The sequence below is a fragment of the Acidovorax sp. A1169 genome, from assembly GCF_030704685.1.
Classification (GTDB): Bacteria; Pseudomonadota; Gammaproteobacteria; order Burkholderiales; family Burkholderiaceae_C; genus Acidovorax.
The window spans coordinates 279,903-297,949 of the sequence record NZ_JAUZDX010000003.1 but is presented as its reverse complement, the minus strand read 5'-3'; the positions used below and the strand labels follow the sequence as shown (position 1 = coordinate 297,949).

At 66.3% G+C, this 18,047-nt stretch carries 20 protein-coding genes; 6 read left to right on the top strand and 14 right to left on the bottom strand.

The window, feature by feature from the left end; genetic code table 11:
- The first annotated feature begins 745 nt into the window (after positions 1–745).
- Entirely contained in the window at positions 746–1,948 is a 1,203-nt protein-coding gene (locus QYL93_RS07515) for an MFS transporter (protein WP_305743069.1), read from the top strand.
- Here QYL93_RS07515 and QYL93_RS07510 read toward each other — a convergent pair.
- From QYL93_RS07510 to hemP, 4 genes are all read right to left on the bottom strand, one after another.
- Positions 1,945–2,346: a VOC family protein gene (locus QYL93_RS07510; protein ID WP_305743068.1), complete on the bottom strand. Its 402-nt coding sequence runs from the start codon at positions 2,344–2,346 to the stop codon at positions 1,945–1,947. The two genes, QYL93_RS07515 and QYL93_RS07510, sit on opposite strands and share 4 nt — an antisense overlap.
- 91 nt (positions 2,347–2,437) lie before the next feature.
- Positions 2,438–2,809: a hypothetical protein gene (locus QYL93_RS07505; RefSeq protein WP_082604201.1), complete on the bottom strand. Its 372-nt coding sequence runs from the start codon at positions 2,807–2,809 to the stop codon at positions 2,438–2,440.
- A gap of 292 nt (positions 2,810–3,101) precedes the next feature.
- Positions 3,102–3,284 (bottom strand): hypothetical protein, encoded by a 183-nt coding sequence (locus QYL93_RS07500; RefSeq protein ID WP_305743067.1) that lies wholly within the window; start codon positions 3,282–3,284, stop codon positions 3,102–3,104.
- Positions 3,285–3,919: 635 nt separating this feature from the next.
- Entirely contained in the window at positions 3,920–4,162 is a 243-nt protein-coding gene (gene hemP / locus QYL93_RS07495; protein ID WP_082604200.1) for a hemin uptake protein HemP, read from the bottom strand.
- Between the two features lie 666 nt (positions 4,163–4,828).
- Here hemP and QYL93_RS07490 point away from each other — a divergent pair.
- The gene (locus QYL93_RS07490; protein WP_305743066.1) at positions 4,829–5,416 is read left to right on the top strand and encodes a hypothetical protein; all 588 of its coding nucleotides are present in this window, start codon (positions 4,829–4,831) and stop codon (positions 5,414–5,416) included.
- A 49-nt stretch (positions 5,417–5,465) separates the two neighbouring features.
- Here QYL93_RS07490 and QYL93_RS07485 read toward each other — a convergent pair whose 3' ends face one another.
- From QYL93_RS07485 to lptF, 7 genes are all read right to left on the bottom strand, one after another.
- On the bottom strand, positions 5,466–5,609 hold the full coding sequence (locus QYL93_RS07485) for a hypothetical protein (protein WP_305743065.1): 144 nt from the start codon (positions 5,607–5,609) through the stop codon (positions 5,466–5,468).
- A 47-nt stretch (positions 5,610–5,656) separates the two neighbouring features.
- Positions 5,657–6,829: a pyridoxal phosphate-dependent aminotransferase gene (locus QYL93_RS07480; RefSeq protein WP_305743064.1), complete on the bottom strand. Its 1,173-nt coding sequence runs from the start codon at positions 6,827–6,829 to the stop codon at positions 5,657–5,659.
- Between the two features lie 30 nt (positions 6,830–6,859).
- Positions 6,860–7,768, bottom strand: coding sequence for a class I SAM-dependent methyltransferase (locus tag QYL93_RS07475; RefSeq protein WP_305743063.1), 909 nt, complete (start codon positions 7,766–7,768; stop codon positions 6,860–6,862).
- A 16-nt stretch (positions 7,769–7,784) separates the two neighbouring features.
- A complete protein-coding gene (locus QYL93_RS07470) occupies positions 7,785–8,726 on the bottom strand; it encodes a CysB family HTH-type transcriptional regulator (protein ID WP_057203169.1) in 942 nt (313 codons plus the stop codon).
- A gap of 74 nt (positions 8,727–8,800) precedes the next feature.
- On the bottom strand, positions 8,801–9,175 hold the full coding sequence (locus tag QYL93_RS07465) for a sirohydrochlorin chelatase (protein WP_305743062.1): 375 nt from the start codon (positions 9,173–9,175) through the stop codon (positions 8,801–8,803).
- A gap of 8 nt (positions 9,176–9,183) precedes the next feature.
- A complete protein-coding gene (gene lptG / locus QYL93_RS07460; protein ID WP_305743061.1) occupies positions 9,184–10,290 on the bottom strand; it encodes an LPS export ABC transporter permease LptG in 1,107 nt (368 codons plus the stop codon).
- Positions 10,287–11,381, bottom strand: coding sequence for an LPS export ABC transporter permease LptF (gene lptF, locus QYL93_RS07455; protein ID WP_057267762.1), 1,095 nt, complete (start codon positions 11,379–11,381; stop codon positions 10,287–10,289). The genes lptG and lptF overlap by 4 nt, the downstream gene beginning before the upstream one ends.
- Positions 11,382–11,404: 23 nt before the next feature.
- Here lptF and QYL93_RS07450 point away from each other — a divergent pair, with 23 nt between their 5' ends.
- The 4 genes from QYL93_RS07450 (at position 11,405) to QYL93_RS07435 (ending at position 15,391) form a co-directional block, all read left to right on the top strand.
- Positions 11,405–12,922 carry a leucyl aminopeptidase gene (locus QYL93_RS07450; protein WP_305743060.1) on the top strand — a complete coding sequence of 506 codons (1,518 nt, stop codon included), beginning with the start codon at positions 11,405–11,407 and terminating at the stop codon, positions 12,920–12,922.
- 5 nt (positions 12,923–12,927) lie between these two features.
- Positions 12,928–13,362, top strand: coding sequence for a DNA polymerase III subunit chi (locus QYL93_RS07445; protein WP_007858761.1), 435 nt, complete (start codon positions 12,928–12,930; stop codon positions 13,360–13,362).
- Between the two features lie 35 nt (positions 13,363–13,397).
- A complete protein-coding gene (locus tag QYL93_RS07440) occupies positions 13,398–14,129 on the top strand; it encodes a hypothetical protein (RefSeq protein ID WP_305743059.1) in 732 nt (243 codons plus the stop codon).
- 131 nt (positions 14,130–14,260) lie between these two features.
- Positions 14,261–15,391 carry a branched-chain amino acid ABC transporter substrate-binding protein gene (locus tag QYL93_RS07435; RefSeq protein WP_179680469.1) on the top strand — a complete coding sequence of 377 codons (1,131 nt, stop codon included), beginning with the start codon at positions 14,261–14,263 and terminating at the stop codon, positions 15,389–15,391.
- Positions 15,392–15,493: 102 nt separating this feature from the next.
- On the opposite strand, the gene QYL93_RS07430 is transcribed toward QYL93_RS07435, so the two are convergent.
- The 3 genes from QYL93_RS07430 to lexA all read right to left on the bottom strand — a co-directional run bounded on the left by QYL93_RS07430 (position 15,494) and on the right by lexA (position 17,980).
- Complete coding sequence (locus QYL93_RS07430) at positions 15,494–16,501, bottom strand: D-2-hydroxyacid dehydrogenase family protein (RefSeq protein ID WP_305743058.1); 1,008 nt, start codon at positions 16,499–16,501, stop codon at positions 15,494–15,496.
- 212 nt (positions 16,502–16,713) lie between these two features.
- Positions 16,714–17,118 carry a hypothetical protein gene (locus tag QYL93_RS07425; protein ID WP_305743057.1) on the bottom strand — a complete coding sequence of 135 codons (405 nt, stop codon included), beginning with the start codon at positions 17,116–17,118 and terminating at the stop codon, positions 16,714–16,716.
- 187 nt (positions 17,119–17,305) lie between these two features.
- Entirely contained in the window at positions 17,306–17,980 is a 675-nt protein-coding gene (gene lexA / locus QYL93_RS07420) for a transcriptional repressor LexA (RefSeq protein WP_057203161.1), read from the bottom strand.
- Positions 17,981–18,047 lie beyond the last annotated feature (67 nt).

Below are 18,047 nucleotides of genomic sequence, written 5' to 3'. Positions count from 1 at the left end.
GCGGCGCTCTGGGCACCCGACTGCGCGATCTGGTCGAACAGCAGCGCATCATCCTGCACCTTGGCTTTGGCGTGCAGGCCGTCGAGCTGCTCGCGGACCGCATGACCGTGCGCGCCATCGATCCGACCGTGGCTCCCGTGGACGGCGTTGACGAAATCATCGTGGCCGCGGGATCGCGCCCTGATCTGTCGCTGGCGCGCGAGCTGCGCACGCGCCTGGATCCCTGGATCGAAAGCACCGAGGCGCTGGCCGACCTGATCGACCCCAACCTGCACAGCTGCGGCACCGTGCGCCCCCATGGCCACAGGGAACTGGCCCATCCGGAGCCCGGCTTCTATGCCATTGGCGCCAAAAGCTACGGGCGCGCGCCCAATTTCCTGATGGCCACAGGCTATGAGCAGGCACGCTCGGTGGTGGCGGCCATTGCCGGCGACTGGGTGGCGGCCAACCAGGTACAGCTCGACCTGCCGCAGACGGGGGTGTGCTCGGTGGACATCGCCGAGCCGTCCACGGTGAGAGCATCTGCTGCACCGAGCTGCTGTGGTGGCCCCGCAGTGCAAGACACATCGACCTGCTGCGCGCTGGATGAGGCGCAGAAGGCCCAAGGCAGCGCGGGATGTGGCTGTACCTCGGCGGTGCCGCCCGCAACGGCCAAGGCCGCATCCTTGCAGCCGGTGGCGCCTGCCAGGGCGCCATGCTGCGGCTGATGCCCATCTCGGCCGTGGCATAAGCGAGAGGAATTCCATTGCAACGCCTTCAATCAGCAACCACCGTCGCCCGCCTGGGAACGGCCCAGACCCTGGCCTGGGCCTCGACCTACTACCTGCCGGCCATCCTGGCCGCGCCCATGGCGCGGGACATGGGCATCTCGGTGGCCATGGTGTTCGCGGCCTTCTCCTGCGCACTCGTGGTCTCGGCGCTCCTGGGGCCGTATGCGGGCCGCAGCATCGACCGCTGGGGCGGCCGGCCGGTGCTGATGGCCACGAGTGGCGTCTTTGCGCTCGGGCTGGCCGCTCTGGCCATGGCCCAGGGGCCGTGGAGCCTGTTTGCCGCCTGGGTGCTGCTCGGCGTCGGCATGGGCAGCGGGTTGTACGAGGCCGCGTTTGCCGCACTGGTGCACTTGCACGGCAAGAACGCGCGCAATTCGATCACCGGCATCACCCTGATCGCCGGCTTCGCCAGCACAGTGGGCTGGCCGCTCTCGATGTGGATGGAGTCGCAGTGGGGCTGGCGCGGTGCCTGCTGGGCATGGGCTGCGCTGCACCTGGTGGTGGGGCTGCCGCTCAATGCGTGGACGCCGCGCAAGGCGGTGGCCGAGGCAGCCCCTGTGGGCACGGCAGCCGGCGCCGCAGCGCCTGTTGCCGATGCGGCGCCTGCCCATGCCCGGCGCGCCACGTTGCTGCTGGCCTTTGTGTTTGCCGCCACCTGGTTCACCAGCACCGCGATGGCGGCGCACCTTCCGCGCCTGTTGCAGGAGGGCGGCGCCACGCTGGCCACCGCCGTGGCCGTGGGCGCACTGGTGGGGCCGGCGCAGGTGGCGGGGCGCCTGCTGGAGTTCGGCCTGCTGCGCCATGTGCACCCGCTGCTGTCCGCGCGTCTGGCAGCGCTCATGCATCCGCTGGGCGCCGGGTTGCTGGCCGTGGCCGGGGCACCGGTGGCGGCCGTGTTCGCGCTGTTCCACGGCGCGGGCAATGGCATCCTGACTATTGCCAAGGGCACGCTGCCGCTGGTGCTGTTCGGCCCGGCGGGCTACGGGCATCGGCAGGGGGTGCTGATGGTGCCGGCGCGCATCGCGCAGGCGGCAGCGCCGTGGCTGTTCGGCCTGTGCCTGGACCGGCTGGGGGCCGGCGCGCTGTGGGTGTCTGCCGGGCTGGGTGTCGCGGCCTTTCTGGCGCTGCTGGCGGTGGCATCACCGGCTGCTGCGGGGACCCGCGCACGCGAAGCCTAAGCTGTCTTGTTTCCGCCCCATGCTGCGCACTGGATGACGACGCGGTAGTCATCGGGGTCTTGGAAGGTGCGACCTGACTGGTTCCAGTAGGGGTTGAATGGCGGCACCTCCACGAAACCTGCGCTGCGCATGGCGTCGCACCGTGCCTGCCAGGCCTGGGCATCGGGTACGTAGAAGACCAGCAGGTCTTCGGGCGTCGGTGCCGGCACGACCGGGTGGTTTTTGCAGACAGTGAACTCGCAGTGAAAGCCGGCCCCGGGTGTGCCGAGCATGGTTCCGTCAAAGCCGTCGTGGTCGGTGAAGCTGCCCAGTTGCACCATTGCGAGGCCTTGCGTGTACTGGGCCACCGAGCGGGCCAGATCGCTCACGGGGCGTGCGATTCGAAGATGGATGTGCATGGGTGGCCAGGGGGCAAAAAGCTGGCATTGCCATGGCATGCCAGGGGCCGCCGCGCTTCATCTTCGCGGGGCCGGGGCGGACCGGGCAAGCTCAGCGCAGGCGCGCTTCGAGTTGCGTTTCGATGTGCTCGCGTTCGGTGTTGAACTGCAGGGCGGTGATTTCGCTGGACTCGTACTTGCGCGCGGTGGATAGCAGCAGCACGGTGTTCTCCAGCCGCGTGTCCTGCTGCATGGAGGGGGGCAGGGCAGTCAGCCGGTCAAAGCTCTGCTTGTAGAACTCGCTCCACATCAGCGCGCCGGCCTGGGCTTGCGCCTTGGCCTTGTCATGCCAGCGGGCAAATTCGTCGAGAGAGCCTTCGCGGGGGCTGGAGCAGCCTGCCAGCAGGGCCGACAGGGAGACCGCCAGGGCGGCAACCAGAACGGCAGGGCTCTTGCCATCAGGGGTCAGGAAACGTGGGTTCACGGTATTCCTCCTACGGGTGTGCAGCGCCGGAAAGTCCGGTGTGCGCGCCAAATGGTACTCTCGTGCTCCTCTTTTTGCCAGCAGGCTCCGCACCGGCGTTGCGTTGGCGCCCTATTTGGGGGTAGCTTGCGCGTGCCCGACGCGCGATAGGGCCAGAAAGGCCCATCACGAAGGCTGTTGGACACAAAGGGGGGAGGGAAAGCCTGCGGCGAATGCGCAGGCAGGGGATCAACAAATCGCCGGGAACACCGGGCACCCCCAGGGCCCCCGTGCTCGCATGTGGCGGGCATCCTTACCCGGGGAAGCCTTGCGTGAGGATCTGCTCCACCCCACCGGGCAGGCGGACCATGGAGTCCACCGACTGCACCGTGATGTCGGGCATCAGGACGGTTGCCGCCGCCAGGAAGGCCAGCACGACGGTCACCACAAACGCGGCAAGGGCACGCGCGCGGGGAGGCAGGTGATGGAACTTCATGGCACTACTCCTGGTGGGTAAAAACAATCCGGGGCAGGGGCCTCAATGACCCCCGAATCAGCCTCAATGGCCGATGGGTAGATTTCAGCAAAGTGTCCCAGTTCCGCGTGTAAGACAACAGCGATAAATGGTCTTGGTGACTGCTGTTACGGGTGGTTGCGTGTGAGCGCGCAGACCACCAGCGGGGCGCGACTACGAGGCGTGTTGTCACCCACCGTAAAAGCCTGCAGCAGGCCTTGCGCAGCGTGTGTTGCAGATGCTTGCAAATGGTGCACGGCCACGCCTCCAGGGCGGTGCAAGGCAGCCCTGAATGGCCGCCGATGCGCCGCCATGTAACGCCATGCTTCATGCGAGCCTGAACGCGACGGCAAAGCGGCAAAAGGGTGAAACGAAAGCGCGCCACGCGCAGCGCGTGCAGGCACGCAGCGTGGCACCGGTGTTCGCCAGAAAGGGGGTGGCGACGGCACCTTCTCTGGCCAGCGGACAGCTGGCACAGCTGCGGCCTGCCAGGTCAGCAGTGGATGCGGGGAGTGATGATGACCGCGGGGAAAAAAAGCATGGCTGCCGGGTTACGGGTGGCTAGCAAAAAAAGACCCTTCGAGACCGAGGTCCCGGGAGTCTCCCCACGATGAAACCTATTTCGTCAGAATCAGCTTTCCGAGCTTGGTGGTCTTGAGCTGGTAGACCGAGCCGTTGTGCAGGATGTTCACGACCTTGGCCGTGCCCAGCATGGTGGCGCTGTTGATGCTGCGCAGAAAACCTGCGGCAGTGGACTCGGCCGGCGCCTGCGCCAGAGCATCATCGGCAACTGCCGACGCGCGTGGCGCTGCGGGGCGCTGCAGTCGAAGGACGGGGCGAGGCATGGCAAGTGTCGACATGGTGTGCAGGAATCGGTTGGTTGGTGGACTGGGTGCGGGTGGTGCTGTCTCTGCGGTATGGATGAAGTATAGGGCAACAAATGAGAATGTGTCTCATTAGCCTTTGAAACAATAGGTAATTCTGCGGAAGCTGCCCTGGCGTCGGATGAGCAGACCTGCTCAGCCATATCAGGCAGGCAACCCCAGACGTCCGCCGCGCGGCCATTGGCGCCCTGATCGGGCTGCACTACCAGTCCAGGCCGCCAATGACGTCCGCGACTTCACCACGACCAACAGCACCCCAGGCGGCGTCCAGATCGGCATGCAGTCCGGCGGATCGGTCAGCACCGTCCGCAAGAAGTAGCTTCACCGCATCACCCAAATGGGGGGAACCTCAGAACTGGGCTGCTTTCCTGACCCAATCGCTTCCCCGCTGGCCTCTCCTTTCGTCACAATGGATGTAACGGAAGAGATACAAATTGATCGAATGCGCGGCGGGGTTGCGGCTTGTCGATGGGATGAAGCCACAGATGAAGACGAAGAACCATGCTGAAGGCGAGGTTCTGGTGGGCTGCAACCGGGGCACCACCAACGTTGGTCAATCTGCTATGCCCGCACCTTGCTGCGGTAGCTGCCAGTACCCGAGCGGCCAAGCGAACAAAACCAACAGGAAGTAGAGAGGGGAGTATGAAAAGCACAACCGTAAGCGCCTTGATAGGCATCGCAGCCCTGGCTGCACTCGGAGGACTGGCCTATCACTGGCAGGAAAGCCGGTCCCCTGCGGCGGCTTCTCGCGAGCTGGTGAAGTCCAAGCTGAACGATCCCGAATCCGCCGTCTTTCGCAACCATGTGCGCGGCAAGCGCGGCGGCGAGGGTATCTGGTGCGGCGAAGTGAACGCGCGCAACCGCATGGGCGGCATGGTGGGCTTCACCAGGTACGTGGCAAACGTGGAGCCAGACCGCACTATGGATTTTCGTGACGAGGTGAACTGCGATAAAGGCAATGACACCTTCGCTGGTAAGTGGCGCCTGATGTGCGAGGGCTCCTTGAATCGCCCCGGGGCGATTCAGACCGCCGCTCCGGTGTGGGAGGCTTTGTCCGAGCTGTTACTAGATCCGGCCGCCTCTGGAGCCCACTGTACCCGCAGCACTAGGCCAAAAAATGCCCACTGGCGCAGGGCCGGGCGCGGATTGGCTGGAAAGCTGCAGCATAGGATAAGCGCCTTCACCCGTCCGGCGTGTTGCGCCGCCAAAGCCACTGCGACAGGGCCCTAAAATGATTCTCCCAGAACTACGAGATCGCCTTCGGGCGGCAATCGGATGTTCACCAGCGATTGCAAGGCATCGCAGCCCAGGGGGGCGGGTAGGTGATCACCGCAATGGCGAACTCACCGTGCAATGCCTTGATGACATCGAAATACACCGTTCCCGTTCCGTCCATACCGGCAAGCATGACAAGCGATGTCATTCGGTTGGCATGCGGGTGGTGTGTCTGGGCGGTGACCGGGGGCCTTCCTAAAGCTTGCGCAGCCGCTCCAGCGCCGCGCGCAGAGTGTCGTCCTTCTTGGCGAAGCAAAAGCGCACCACGCGCTGGTCGAAGCCGTCGCCGTAGAAGGCCGATAGCGGGATGGCCGCCACGCCGATCTCGCGCGTGAGCCATTGGCAGAAGTCCGATTCGCTCTGATCGCTCACGGCCGAGATGTCCACGCACTGGAAGTAGCTGCCCGTGCTCGGCAACAGTCTCAGGCGCGAGCCGGCCAGTCCTTCACGGAACAGGTCGCGCTTGGCCTGGTAGAAGGCGGGCAGCTGCAGGTAGGGGGCCGGGTCCTTGAGGTACGAGGCCAAGCCGTACTGCACGGGCGTGTTCACCGTGAACACGTTGAACTGGTGCACCTTGCGGAACTCGGCCGTCAGCGCGGCGGGCGCCGCCACGGTGCCCACCTTCCAGCCCGTGACGTGGAAGGTCTTGCCGAAGCTCGAGACGATGAAGGCGCGCGCCGCCAGGCCCGCGAAGCGCGCAGCGCTCTGGTGCTGGCCGCCGTCGAACACCATGTGCTCGTAGACCTCGTCGCTGATCAGCAGGATGTCGGTGGGGGCCAGCAGGTCCTGCAAGGCCAGCATGTCCTCGGCGCTCCAGACGGTGGCGCTGGGGTTGTGCGGGGTGTTGATCAGGATGGCGCGCGTGCGCGGCGTGATGGCGGCGCTGATCTTGCCGAAGTCGGGGCGGAAGGTGCCGGGCGTGAGCGGCACGCGCACCGCGCGGCCGCCGGCCAGCTCGATGTTGGGCACGTAGCTGTCGTAGCAAGGGTCGAGCACGATGACCTCGTCGCCCGGGTGCACGATGGCCAGGATGGTGGTGATGATGGCCTGCGTGGCACCGGCGGTGATGGTGATCTCGCTGGCCGGGTCGTAGCGCCGGCCATGCAGGGCCTCGATCTTGGCCGAGACGGCCTCGCGCAGCGCAGGCACGCCGGTCATGGGCGGGTACTGGTTGTGGCCGGCCTGCATGGCCGCAGTGACCGCATCGACCAAGGCCGGGTCGCAGGCAAAGTCCGGAAAGCCCTGGCCCAGGTTCACCGCGTTGTGTTCGGCCGCCAGGGCCGACATCACGGTGAAGATGGTGGTGCCCACCTGGGGCAGCTTGCTGGCAAGGACGGGGGTGCGTGCGGTGTCGGTCGCGAGGGTCATGGGACGGGGGAGGAGAGGAGGGGGAGGAGGTCAATGTGCGAGGCTGGCGGCCTGGCCGCCATTGCGGCGAAAGATCACCACGTCGATGTCGCTCGGGGCGCCCCAGCGCACCAGCGGGTAGGCGGCCACGATGGCCAGCCAGATGAGCGGGGCCAGCCAGCGCAGGCCCGACTTCACGTAGGCGATGCGGGCATACAGTCCATCGAGGTGGACGCTTGCCAGGTGGGCCGAGTCGATGAGGGTCAGGCCGTGCCGCGCACTCAACTGGGTGAGGTTGCGGGCGTGGAAGTAGTGCAGGTGGGGCGAAGGCATGCCCTTTTGCCACAGCCGGTCGAAAAAGGCGCCGGCACCGAAGCGGTGCAGCAGCTTGCTGGCGCGGTAGAAGACGCCACGGCTGGAGGGCAGGTTCAGCACCAGCAGCCCGCCGGGGGCCAGCCGGGCAATGCACTGCGCCAGCAGCGCATCGGAATGCGGGATGTGCTCGAACACGTCGTTGAAGACGATGGCGTCGAACTGCTCGTGCGCGGCTAGCACATCGGGAAAGAAGCCCTCGCGCACCGGCACGCCGCTGCGCTGCGCCTGCTCGCAGACGGCATGGTCCGGCTCCAGGCCCAGGACGGTGAAGCCGCGGTCGGCAGCGGCTTTCACGAACCAGCCGTGGGCGGCGCCCACGTCCAGCAAGCGCGCGCCGGCCGGGGTGATGTGGCGGGCCATGCGGTCCAGCAACTGGTGGAAGTTGGCCTCGCGCAAGGCCTTGAGGCCGGTATCGCGCTGGGCTTCATCGACCTTTTCGTGGGATCGGGCCTCGTTGATCGCGGGCGCCAGCTGCGCCGCTTCATAGCCGCACAGGGGGCACACCCAATGCCATTCCTCCAGGCCGGCGCACAGCGCCTGGCCGCAGCAAACGCAAGGGACTGCCGCGGAGGAAAGAGCGTTCATGGGGTGCTACACCTTCTCAAAGTTCATAGTCGTTGACGTGGCCGCTCATGGCGCGGGCAATCAGCTCGCGGCTGAGGCGGTCGCTCAGCAATTCTGCGAATTTGTACACGAAATTGCGCAGGTAGGCGCCGCGCTTGAAGGCCACGCGCGCCACGCTCTGGCCGAACAGGTGGCCCACCGGGCGCACCACCAGGTCGCCCACGGGGTCGTCGCGCATGGCCATCTCGGCCACGATGCCGATGCCCAGGCCCAGGCGCACATAGGTCTTGATCACGTCCGAGTCGATGGCTTCGAGCGCGATGCGCGGCTGCAGCCGGCGCGCGGCAAAGGCGTGGTCGATCTTGCCGCGGCCGGTGAAGGATGGGTGGTAGGTGATCAGCGGCTCGTGGGCGATGTCATCGAGGCCGATGCGCTCCTTTTGCGCCAGCGGATGGCCCGGGGGCAGCACCAGCACATGCTCCCATTCGTAGCAGGGCAGGGTGACGAGTTCGGGGTAGTCGGCCAGCGATTCGGTGGCCATGCCGATCTCGGCGACCTCGTCGATCACCATGCGTGCCACCTGGTCGGGCGTGGCCTGGTGCAGGCTGATGTTGACCTTGGGGTAGGCCTCGCGCAGGCGCGCCACGGGCACGGGCAGCACATAGCGGGCCTGGGTGTGGGTGGTGGCAATGCTCAGCGTGCCGTTGTCCTGGGCGCTGAACTGCTCGCCGATGCGCTTGAGGTTACCCACCTCGCGCATGATGACCTCGATGCTCTTGAGCACATGCTGGCCGGGCTCGGTGATGCGTTTGAGGCGCTTGCCGTGGCGCGCGAAGATGTCCACGCCCAGCTCTTCCTCCAGTTCGATGATGGCCTTGGAGACGCCTGGTTGCGAGGTGTGCAGGGCCTTGGCGGCTTCGGTCAGGTTCAGGCCGCGCCGGGCGGCCTCCTGGACAAAGCGGAACTGGTGCAGATTCATATCTGATATCGCCTAAAGAGTTGCATCATTATGCTGCAAGCATCTAAGGGATGCCGGACACGGTTGGCAAAAACTCAGCTCGAAGGCAATTCGCAGGCGATCTCGGCCATGAGCGCGGTCATGCGCGGGTCTTCGCCAATGGCAGCCTGCACGCTGAACTGCACGCCGCCGTGGCTGGCACGCAGCTGCTGCAAAAGCACGGGTAGGTCTTCACGCGCATGCTTGCCGGTGCCCAGGAACATGGGCACCACGGTGACCTGGCGGGCGCCTTGTTCCACCAGCGACGCGACAGCGTCGGGCAGGGCGGGGGCGCACAGCTCCAGGTAGGCGCAGGCGACGGGCCGGCCGGGTTGCTGCGCTGCAATGCGGGCAGCTACTGCTTCCATGGGTGCGCGCCACAGGGGGTCACGCGAGCCGTGGGCGAAAAGGATGATGGCGTGGTTGGGCATGGATGTGGCTAGCGTCTGAGTACCAGCCAGCTGAAGGCACCCAGGGACAATAAAGAATAGATAAGCCCCGGCGCTGCCGCCGTGAGCCAGGGCGACCAGTTCTGCAGGTTGCCGGCGTAGCCGAACACGTTGTTGAGCAAAAAGAAGCTGATGCCGGCCATGACGCCGCCAAACACATAGCCCGCGATGCCGCCCGAGCGGAAGTGCAGGTAGGCGAAGGGCAGGGCCAGCACCACCATCACCAGGCAGGACAGGGGGTAGAACACCTTGCGCCAGAACTCGATCTCGTAGCGCTGGGCCGACTGGCCATTGCTGTCCAGGTGGCGGATGTACTGGAACAGGTCCACCGTGGCCATGCGGTCGGGCTTGAGCAGCGAGGCTGCCACCATGTCGGCGCTGATGCGCGTGGGCCACTGCAGTGCGGGCACATTCAGCCGGTCCACGCGGGCCTGGTCTTCGCCGCGCTGCAAAAAGCTGCTGCGCTGCACGTCGGTCAGCTCCCAGCCGCCGCCGTCGCCAAAACGCCCCGATGCCGCGCGCGTCTGCGAGGCGAGCAGCCCCTTGGCGTCGAACTCGAAGATGCGGATGTCGAGCATGCCGCCGTCGGGCGTGAGGGCGCGCACGTTGACGGCGTAGGAATGGTCCTCCTGGCGCTCCTTGAGCCAGGCCCCAGTGGCGCCCGAGGTCAGGCGGCCCAGGTGGCGAACCTTGATCAGCTGCGCAGCCTTGTCGCTCAGGGGCGCGATGTAGTCGCCCACGGCAAAGGTCAGCACCACGAAAAACCCGCCCAGCGTGAGCAGGGTGCGCATGGCCCGCCACGGGCCCATGCCGCTGGTGCGCATGATGGTGAATTCGGAGCTTTGCGCCAGGCGTGCCATCACGAAGATGGTGCCGATGAGCACCGTGATGGGCAGCAGCTCGTACAGGTGGCTCGGTATGCTGAGCACCACGAACAGCATGGCGTGCGAGAGCTGGTAGCCCTGGGGCCCCGTGCGGCCCACCCAGCGCAGCTCATCGACCAGGTCGAAGAAGAAGAACAGGGCCAGGAAGCCGATGGTGACATAGGCGACGGCGAAGAAGGCCTCGCGGTGGATCAGGCGGCGGATGGTTTTCATGCGGGGCTCCGGCGCTGCCACAGGCGGCGCAGGCTCCAGTGGTTGTGGCGCGCGGTCAGCACCAGCAGCGAGAAGGCCAGGATGCCGCCGTGCAGCATGAGCATGAAGCTGGCAAGGCCCAGGCGCCCGGCACCGACCCAGCTGGTGCCCAGGGTCATGAGGTTGTAGTAGACGATGAAGGCGAACAGCGCGAACACCAGGCTGGTGCTGCGCCCCGCGCGCGGGTTGACGGTGGCCACGGCCAGGCCCAGCACCACGAAGTTCAGCGCCGCCAGGGCCAGGCCGATGCGCCAGCCCAGCTCGGCCCGGTAGGCCGGCAGGGGCTGCATCAGCAGCTCATGGGTGGCGCGGGTCTTGACCGAGAGCTCTTCGGCAGAGCCGGCGGGGGCCGAGCCGATGCGGGTGGTGTATTCCTCGAACTCGCTGATCTTCAGGCCCGGCTTGTCGTGCGTGGTCTCCAGGCGCTGCCCCTGGCTGAGCACGGCCATGCGCTCGCCGCCCTGCGTCTCCAGCCGGGCACTGCGCGCGGAGGTGACCGTCTCCTTGTTGCCCACATTGGTGGCAATGAAGATATTGTTGCCCACCATGTTGTCGGGGCTGTCCTTGTCGATGAAGAACACCCGGCTGCCGTTGGCCGACTCCTGGAACTCCCCGGGGGCGATGCGGTCGATGTCGCTGCGCTGCTCGTAGCGGGTCTTGAGCTCCTGGATCTGCGTGTTGGCCCAGGGCCACACCAGCAGCGAGAGCACGGCGATCACCAGCATCGAGGGCCAGGCAAAGCGCAGCAGCGGGCGCAGCAGGCTGATGAGCCCGCGGCCGCTGGCGAACCAGATCACCATCTCGCTGTCGCGGTACATGCGCGAGAGCGTGCCGACCACGGCGACGAACAGGCTCAGCGTCAGAATGGTGGACAGCTGGCCCAGCACCGTGAAGCCCATGACCAGCATCACGTCGGAGGGGCTCACGCTGCCGCGTGAGGCCTGGCCGAGGGTGCGGATCAGCATCATGGTCATCACCACGGTGACCAGCACCACCAGCGTGGCCCCGAAGCTGCGCGCCAGCTCCTTGCGGATGGATGAATCGAATAACATTGGCTATAAGGAAAACACCGATTATGAACTTTGATCTGAAGACCCTTGAATTGCCGGCAGCTGCTTTGGAGAAATGCGACCTGCTGGTCGTGTTGGTCCCGGAGGGCTTCAAACCGGGGCGCGATGCCCTGTCCACGCTGGCGGCCCTGGCGCTCAAGCAAGGCGATTTTTCCGCCAAGCCCGGCAAGAGCCTGGCGCTGTACCAGGTGCCCGCCGTGGCGGCGCGCCGCGTGCTGCTGCTGGGCGTGGGCGATGGCGCGGCCCGTGCTGTGCGCCAGGCGCTCGGCGCGGTGGCCTCGGCGCTCAAGGCACCCCAGACCAAGCGTGTGGTGCTGTGCTTTGCCGGCAGCGCCCAGGCCGATGCGGTGTGCGCTGCGGTGCAGGCCGTGGCCGATGCCAGCTATGTCTACACCACCACCAAGCCCAAGGCCGAGGCGCGCAGCCTGAACCGCGTGGTGGTGGGCGTGCCCGATCCCTCCGAGGTGCGCGTGGCCTTCTACCAGGGCGTGGCCCTGGTGGAAGGGGTGGAGTTTGCCCGCGAATGGGGCAACCGGCCCGCCAACCATGCCACGCCCACCTTGCTGGCGAATGCCGCCAAGACGCTGGCCAAGCAGCCGCGCATCCAGTGCAAGGTGCACGGTCCGGCCGAAGTCGAGCGCCTGGGCATGGGCTCCTTCATGGCGGTGGCCAAGGGGTCCGAAGAACCGCTGCGCTTCATCGAGCTGCGCTACAGCGGTGCGGCCAAGGACCAGGCGCCCGTGGTGCTGGTGGGCAAGGGCATCACCTTCGACACCGGCGGCATCTCCATCAAGCCGGCGGCCGAGATGGACGAGATGAAATTCGACATGTGCGGCGCCGCCAGCGTGCTGGGCGTTTTCCGTGCCCTGGGCGAGCTGCAGCCGGCCATCAACGTGGTGGGCCTGATCCCGGCCTGCGAGAACATGCCCGACGGTCGGGCCGTGAAGCCTGGCGACGTGGTGACCAGCATGAGCGGCCAGACCATCGAGGTGCTCAACACCGACGCCGAGGGGCGCCTGGTGCTGTGCGATGCGCTGACCTATGCCACGCGCTTCAAGCCGGCAGCGGTGGTGGACATAGCCACCCTCACGGGCGCCTGCGTGATCGCCCTGGGCGGCGTGCGCAGCGGCCTGTTCTCCAACAACGAAGGCCTGGCCCAGGCCCTGCAGACCGCGGGCGAGGCGGCGCAGGATCCGTGCTGGCGCATGCCGCTGGACGATGACTACGCCGACGGCCTCAAGAGCAACTTTGCCGACATGGGCAACGTGGCCGGCCGCGCGGGTGGTGCCATCACGGCCGCCAAGTTCCTGCAGAAGTTCGTGGGCGACATGCCCTGGGCGCACCTGGATATCGCCGGCACCGCCTGGAAGGGTGGTGCGGCCAAGGGCTCCACGGGTCGCCCCGTGGGCCTGCTGGTGCAGTATCTGCTGGACCGCGAGGCGCAGGCATCGGAGACCCCCAAGCCGGTTGCCAGGCCCGCCGCCAAGCGCGCCACCCGAGCCACCCGAGCCAAGGCTGCCTGAGCCCGATGACAGAAGTCGCCTTCCATTTCAACGCGCCGGACAAGGTGGCCTACGCCTGCCGGTTTGCGCGCAAGGTGCTGCGCAGCGATGCGCGCCTGGTCATCGCCGGCCCGGCCCACGTGCTGGCGGCACTGGACCGGCAGATGTGGAGCATGGCGCCGCAGGATTTCGTCGCGCATTGCACCGACGCGGCCGACGAGGACCTGCGCCTGGCCTCGCCGGTGCTGCTGACCTCGGACGTGCAGGGTGCGCCGCACCACGAGGTGCTGCTGAACCTGGGCGCCGAGGTGCCCGAAGGCTTTGGCCGCTTCGAGAAGCTGATCGAAGTGGTCAGTGCCCACGATGAAGAAGACCGGGGACAGGCGCGCAACCGCTGGCGCCACTATGCCTCGCGCGGCTACGCCATCGTGCGCCACGATCTGGTGCTGAAGGGCGCTTGATGGCCACCACGCCACCCCGCACTCCGCCCCGTTTCGTGCCCACGCTCACTGAAGTGGTGCAGGTGCCCGGTGCCATGCCCGTGCCCCTGGTGGCGAAGCCGCCTGCGGCAGCGCCTTCTCCGGTTGCGGCGCGCCCGCTTCCTGTGGTGGCAGCCCCTGTTGCCCCTGCCGCAGCTCTGCCCAGCCGCAGTGCAGCGCCCCAGGTAGCCCCGGCGCTGGCGCCTGCTGCGACACCCGCAGCCGCCTCACCGGTGGCGCAGGCGGCCAGCCGTGCCCTGGAGGCCCTGGCATTGCGCCGCGCGCAGATCGCGGCGGCGGCCCCCTCGGTCACTGCCGTCCCTGTGGCTTCGGTGGCGGTGCCGCAGGCCAGGCCAGCCCCCCCAGTCGTTTCCGCACCCGCAGTGCCTGCGGCCTCATCCTTGCCCGCCAGGCCACCAGCCGCTGCGGCGCGGCCTGTGGTGGCTCCGGTCGCCGTGGCCGTTGCAGCGCCTGCAGCAGCCCGCTTGGTGCCGAATATGGGGCAGCAGGCCGCCGTGCGTGCACTGCCAGAGGGCATGGAGGAGTACATGGTGCACCGGGTCATGCAGCGGGTGGACGTGGCGCTGGAGCAGCGCCTGCGCGATGCCATCGCCACGGTGGTGCAGGAGCAGACGCGGTCGGTGCTTCCCAGGCTGCGCGAGGAGATCGAATCCGTGGTGCGCCACGCGGTGTACGAGGCCGTGGCCGATGAGCTTGCAGGCAGCCACACCCTGCCGACAAAGGGATGACAGGGTATTCCCCTGTGGTTTCTCCCTCATTTAATCGTGTTCCCTAATGATCTGGCCCGTAAATTGCGATATGTTCGCCTGCGTTGAGACACAAGACTAATTCTCAGCGTTTATCTTTACTGGAGATTGATATGCAATTGAAGTTGAAACTGACCGTGGTTGCTGCTATCGCGGCTGCTGCTGGTGTGGCCTCTGCACAAGAGCAGGTGGTCAAGATCGGCCACGTGGCTCCGGTTTCCGGCGCCCAAGCCCACTACGGCAAGGACAACGAAAATGGCGCCCGCATGGCCATTGAAGAGCTGAACGCACAAGGTGTGACGATTGGCGGCAAGAAGATCAAGTTCGAGCTGCAAGCAGAAGATGACGCTGCCGATCCGAAGCAAGGCACGGCCGCTGCACAAAAGCTGTGCGACGCCAAGGTTGCCGGCGTGGTCGGTCACCTCAACTCCGGTACCACCATCCCCGCTTCCAAGGTCTACAACGACTGCGGCATCCCCCACGTGACCGGCGCGGCCACGAACCCCAACCTGACCAAGCCAGGCTACAAGACCACGTTCCGTATCATCGCCAACGACAACGCCCTGGGCGCTGGCCTGGCTGCCTACGCCGTGGACACGCTGAAGCTCAAGACGGTCGCCATCATCGATGACCGTACCGCTTACGGCCAAGGCGTTGCCGACGTGTTCAAGAAGACCGCTTCCGCCAAGGGCATCAAGGTGGTGGACGAGCAGTTCACGACCGACAAGGCCACCGACTTCATGGCCATCCTGACCGCCATCAAGTCCAAGAACCCTGACGCCATCTTCTACGGCGGCATGGACCCCCAAGGTGGCCCGATGCTGCGCCAGATGGAACAGCTGGGCATGGGCAACGTGAAGTACTTCGGTGGTGACGGCATCTGCACGGCTGAAATCGCCAAGCTGGCTGCCGGCGCGAAGACCCTGGCCAACGTGATCTGCGCCGAAGGCGGCGCATCGCTGGCCAAGATGCCTGGCGGCACGGCCTGGAAGGCCAAGTACGACGCCAAGTACCCGAACCAGTTCCAGGTGTACAGCCCCTACACCTACGATGCCACGTTCCTGATCGTGGACGCCATGAAGCGTGCCAACTCGGTGGACCCCAAGGTCTACACCCCCGAGCTGCTCAAGTCCAGCTACAAGGGCGTGACCTCGACGATCGCCTTCGAACCCAACGGCGAAATGAAGAACCCTGCCATCACCCTGTACAACTACAAGGACGGCAAGAAGACCCCTCTGAACTAAGTTCTGGGTCTGTTTCCGGGGACATCGCTTTAGGATGGTGTCCCAGGATCAAAAAAGGCTTCCCGCGGGAAGCCTTTTTTATGGCTGCCAGCGCCGTGATATCTAGCGGCGCACCTGCAGCGAACCCGGGTTCACGATGTTGGTGGGCGTGCCCTTGATGAAGTTGATCACGTTGTCGAAGGCTGCACCAAAATAGAGCTCGTAGCTGTCCTGCTCCACATAGCCGATGTGCGGGGTGCAGATGCAGTTCTCGAGGCGCAGCAAAGCGTGGCCCTGCAGGATGGGCTCGCTCTCGAACACGTCCACTGCGGCCATGCCTGGGCGGCCCCGGTTCAGCGCGGCGATCAGTGCATCGGGCTCCACCAGCTCGGCACGCGAGGTGTTCACGAACAGCGAGGTGGGCTTCATGCACGACAGGTCCTCGAGCGAGATGATGCCGCGCGTTTCGTCGTTCAGGCGCAGGTGCACCGAGATCACGTCGCACTGCGAGAAGAATTCTTCGCGCGTGGTGGCAGCCTGGTAGCCATCGGTCAGGGCCTGGGCGCGCGATGCCTCGCGGCCCCACACGCGCACGTTCATGCCGAAGGCCCGGCCGTAGCCGGCCACGAGCTGGCCGATACGGCCATAGCCCCAGATACCCAGCGTCTTGCCACGCAGCACCGTGCCCAGCCCGAAGTTGGGGGGCATGGAGGCCGTCTTCAGGCCCGACTGCTGCCAAGCGCCGTGCTTGAGGTTGGAGATGTACTGAGGCAGTCGGCGCGTGGCCGCCATCACCAGGGCCCAGGTCAGCTCTGCAGGCGCCACCGGCGAGCCTACGCCTTCTGCCACGGCAATGCCGCGCTCGGTACAGGCCGCCACGTCGATGTGGTTGCCGATCTTGCCGGTCTGGGCAATCAGTTTCAGGCGCGGCAGCTTTTCAACCAGCTGGCGGGTGATCTGGGTGCGCTCGCGCACCAGCACGATGATGTCGGCATCCTTGAGCCGGATCGACAGCTGGCCCAGGCCCTTGACGGTGTTGGTATAGACCTTGGCGGTGTATGCGTCGAGCCGGGTGGCGCAATGGAGCTTGCGCACTGCATCCTGGTAGTCGTCGAGGATCACGATGTTCATCCCGACATTGTGCCTTGGAGCGCTGCCGTCTTTGCGCCCCAAGGCCCATCGGGCGCACGGCATTTGCAACGCTGCGTGAATGCCGGGCACCCTGGGGCGCCGATTTGCGCGGAGCGGGGGCACCGCCCCGCACCTGCACTGCGGGCCACGGGCACCCGTGGCCTGGCAAGGCAGGTGCCGGCTTGCCCGCCATGCCCAGGGAATGGAGCTCTTCAGTGCTGCAGTGCCTCGCGGGCGGCCATGCGGTCCAGCTCCGCGCAGACATCGGCCATGCGGCCCGAGATCACGAGTCGCCCAGCATCGGCGCCCGAGGCGGCTGTCCGTAGCACCCGTACCACGCGGCGTGCCTGGGCATGGCTGCACGGGGCTTCGGTGCCTGGGGCTGGGGTTGGCGAGCGGCTTCCTGCTGCTGCCAGCGTGGGCTCGTCACGCGGCATGCGGGCTGCAACTGCACCCGGCCATGCAGGCACCTGGATGGTGGCTGGCAGCGGCGCCTTGCAGGTGCGCGGCCGTGCCGCAGCGGTATCGTGCCCGCCATGCATGGCCGGCTGCAGCCAGCGTGCCAGGGCATGCAGCGGTTGCGAGAAGGCAGAGAAGGTCAAAGAAGCAATTCCCATGTGAAGACTCCGAAGGTCGGTGGTGAACACAGGCAGGATTGCGAGGGATGTGCACGGACCCAGGGCTGACCCGCAGTGGTACGGAAACTCCGCACCCCGCAAGTCAAACGCCCGCCACCTGGGTCGTGCACGCCGGGTCCTTTGCGGCATCCCTGCCTTGCGCAGGGAGTGCCGTGGACCCGTGGCGCTACATGAGCATGGTGTTGCGGATCAGGCCGACCGCCAGGCCTTCGATCTCGAAGGGCTCGCCGGGCTGCACGGTGATCACGGGGTAGTCGGGGTTTTCGGGCAGCAGCTCGATGCCGGTGGCCGTGCGGCGCAGGCGCTTGACGGTGACGTCGTCGCCCAGGCGGGCCACGATGATCTGACCATTGCGCGCCTCGCGCGTGGACTGCACGGCCAGCAGGTCGCCGTCCATGATGCCGGCGTCGCGCATGGACATGCCGCGCACCTTGAGCAGGTAATCGGGCTTGTGCTGGAACAGGCTGTTTTCCACGCTGTAGGTCTGATCGACATGCTCCTGCGCGAGAATGGGCGAGCCCGCCGCAACCCGGCCGATCAGCGGCAGCATCAGCTGCGACAGGCCGGGAATGGGCAGGCTGAACTGGGTGCCACGCGCCGCGTTGATGGAGCGCACGGTTTCACCGCGCAGGCGGATGCCGCGCGACGTGCCGCTGACCAGTTCGATCACACCCTTGCGGGCCAGGGCCTGCAGGTGCTCTTCGGCCGCGTTGGCGGACTTGAAGCCCAGCTCGGTCGCGATCTCGGCGCGGGTGGGGGGGGCGCCGGTGCGCGCAATGGCGGTCTGGATCAGGTCCAGAATCTGTTGCTGGCGGGCGGTGAGCTTGGGGTTGTCGAGCATGGTGGTTTCCAGTGCGTGCCGGTACAGTGGCAATTAACTGTTTTTTAATCCAGTAACTGTATTTTTC

Bases quoted from the DNA above. Each gene is read 5' to 3' on its own strand.
- hemP (WP_082604200.1), bottom strand. From the start codon at position 4,162: ATGTCGACACTTGCCATGCCTCGCCCCGTCCTTCGACTGCAGCGCCCC.
- QYL93_RS07490 (WP_305743066.1), top strand. From the start codon at position 4,829: ATGAAAAGCACAACCGTAAGCGCCTTGATAGGCATCGCAGCCCTGGCT.
- QYL93_RS07435 (WP_179680469.1), top strand. From the start codon at position 14,261: ATGCAATTGAAGTTGAAACTGACCGTGGTTGCTGCTATCGCGGCTGCT.
- QYL93_RS07465 (WP_305743062.1), bottom strand. From the start codon at position 9,175: ATGCCCAACCACGCCATCATCCTTTTCGCCCACGGCTCGCGTGACCCC.
- QYL93_RS07510 (WP_305743068.1), bottom strand. From the start codon at position 2,346: ATGCACATCCATCTTCGAATCGCACGCCCCGTGAGCGATCTGGCCCGC.
- QYL93_RS07425 (WP_305743057.1), bottom strand. From the start codon at position 17,118: ATGGGAATTGCTTCTTTGACCTTCTCTGCCTTCTCGCAACCGCTGCAT.
- QYL93_RS07480 (WP_305743064.1), bottom strand. From the start codon at position 6,829: ATGACCCTCGCGACCGACACCGCACGCACCCCCGTCCTTGCCAGCAAG.
- QYL93_RS07475 (WP_305743063.1), bottom strand. From the start codon at position 7,768: ATGAACGCTCTTTCCTCCGCGGCAGTCCCTTGCGTTTGCTGCGGCCAG.
- lptG (WP_305743061.1), bottom strand. From the start codon at position 10,290: ATGAAAACCATCCGCCGCCTGATCCACCGCGAGGCCTTCTTCGCCGTC.
- QYL93_RS07450 (WP_305743060.1), top strand. From the start codon at position 11,405: ATGAACTTTGATCTGAAGACCCTTGAATTGCCGGCAGCTGCTTTGGAG.
- QYL93_RS07485 (WP_305743065.1), bottom strand. From the start codon at position 5,609: ATGACATCGCTTGTCATGCTTGCCGGTATGGACGGAACGGGAACGGTG.
- QYL93_RS07430 (WP_305743058.1), bottom strand. From the start codon at position 16,501: ATGAACATCGTGATCCTCGACGACTACCAGGATGCAGTGCGCAAGCTC.
- lexA (WP_057203161.1), bottom strand. From the start codon at position 17,980: ATGCTCGACAACCCCAAGCTCACCGCCCGCCAGCAACAGATTCTGGAC.
- QYL93_RS07500 (WP_305743067.1), bottom strand. From the start codon at position 3,284: ATGAAGTTCCATCACCTGCCTCCCCGCGCGCGTGCCCTTGCCGCGTTT.
- QYL93_RS07470 (WP_057203169.1), bottom strand. From the start codon at position 8,726: ATGAATCTGCACCAGTTCCGCTTTGTCCAGGAGGCCGCCCGGCGCGGC.
- QYL93_RS07445 (WP_007858761.1), top strand. From the start codon at position 12,928: ATGACAGAAGTCGCCTTCCATTTCAACGCGCCGGACAAGGTGGCCTAC.
- lptF (WP_057267762.1), bottom strand. From the start codon at position 11,381: ATGTTATTCGATTCATCCATCCGCAAGGAGCTGGCGCGCAGCTTCGGG.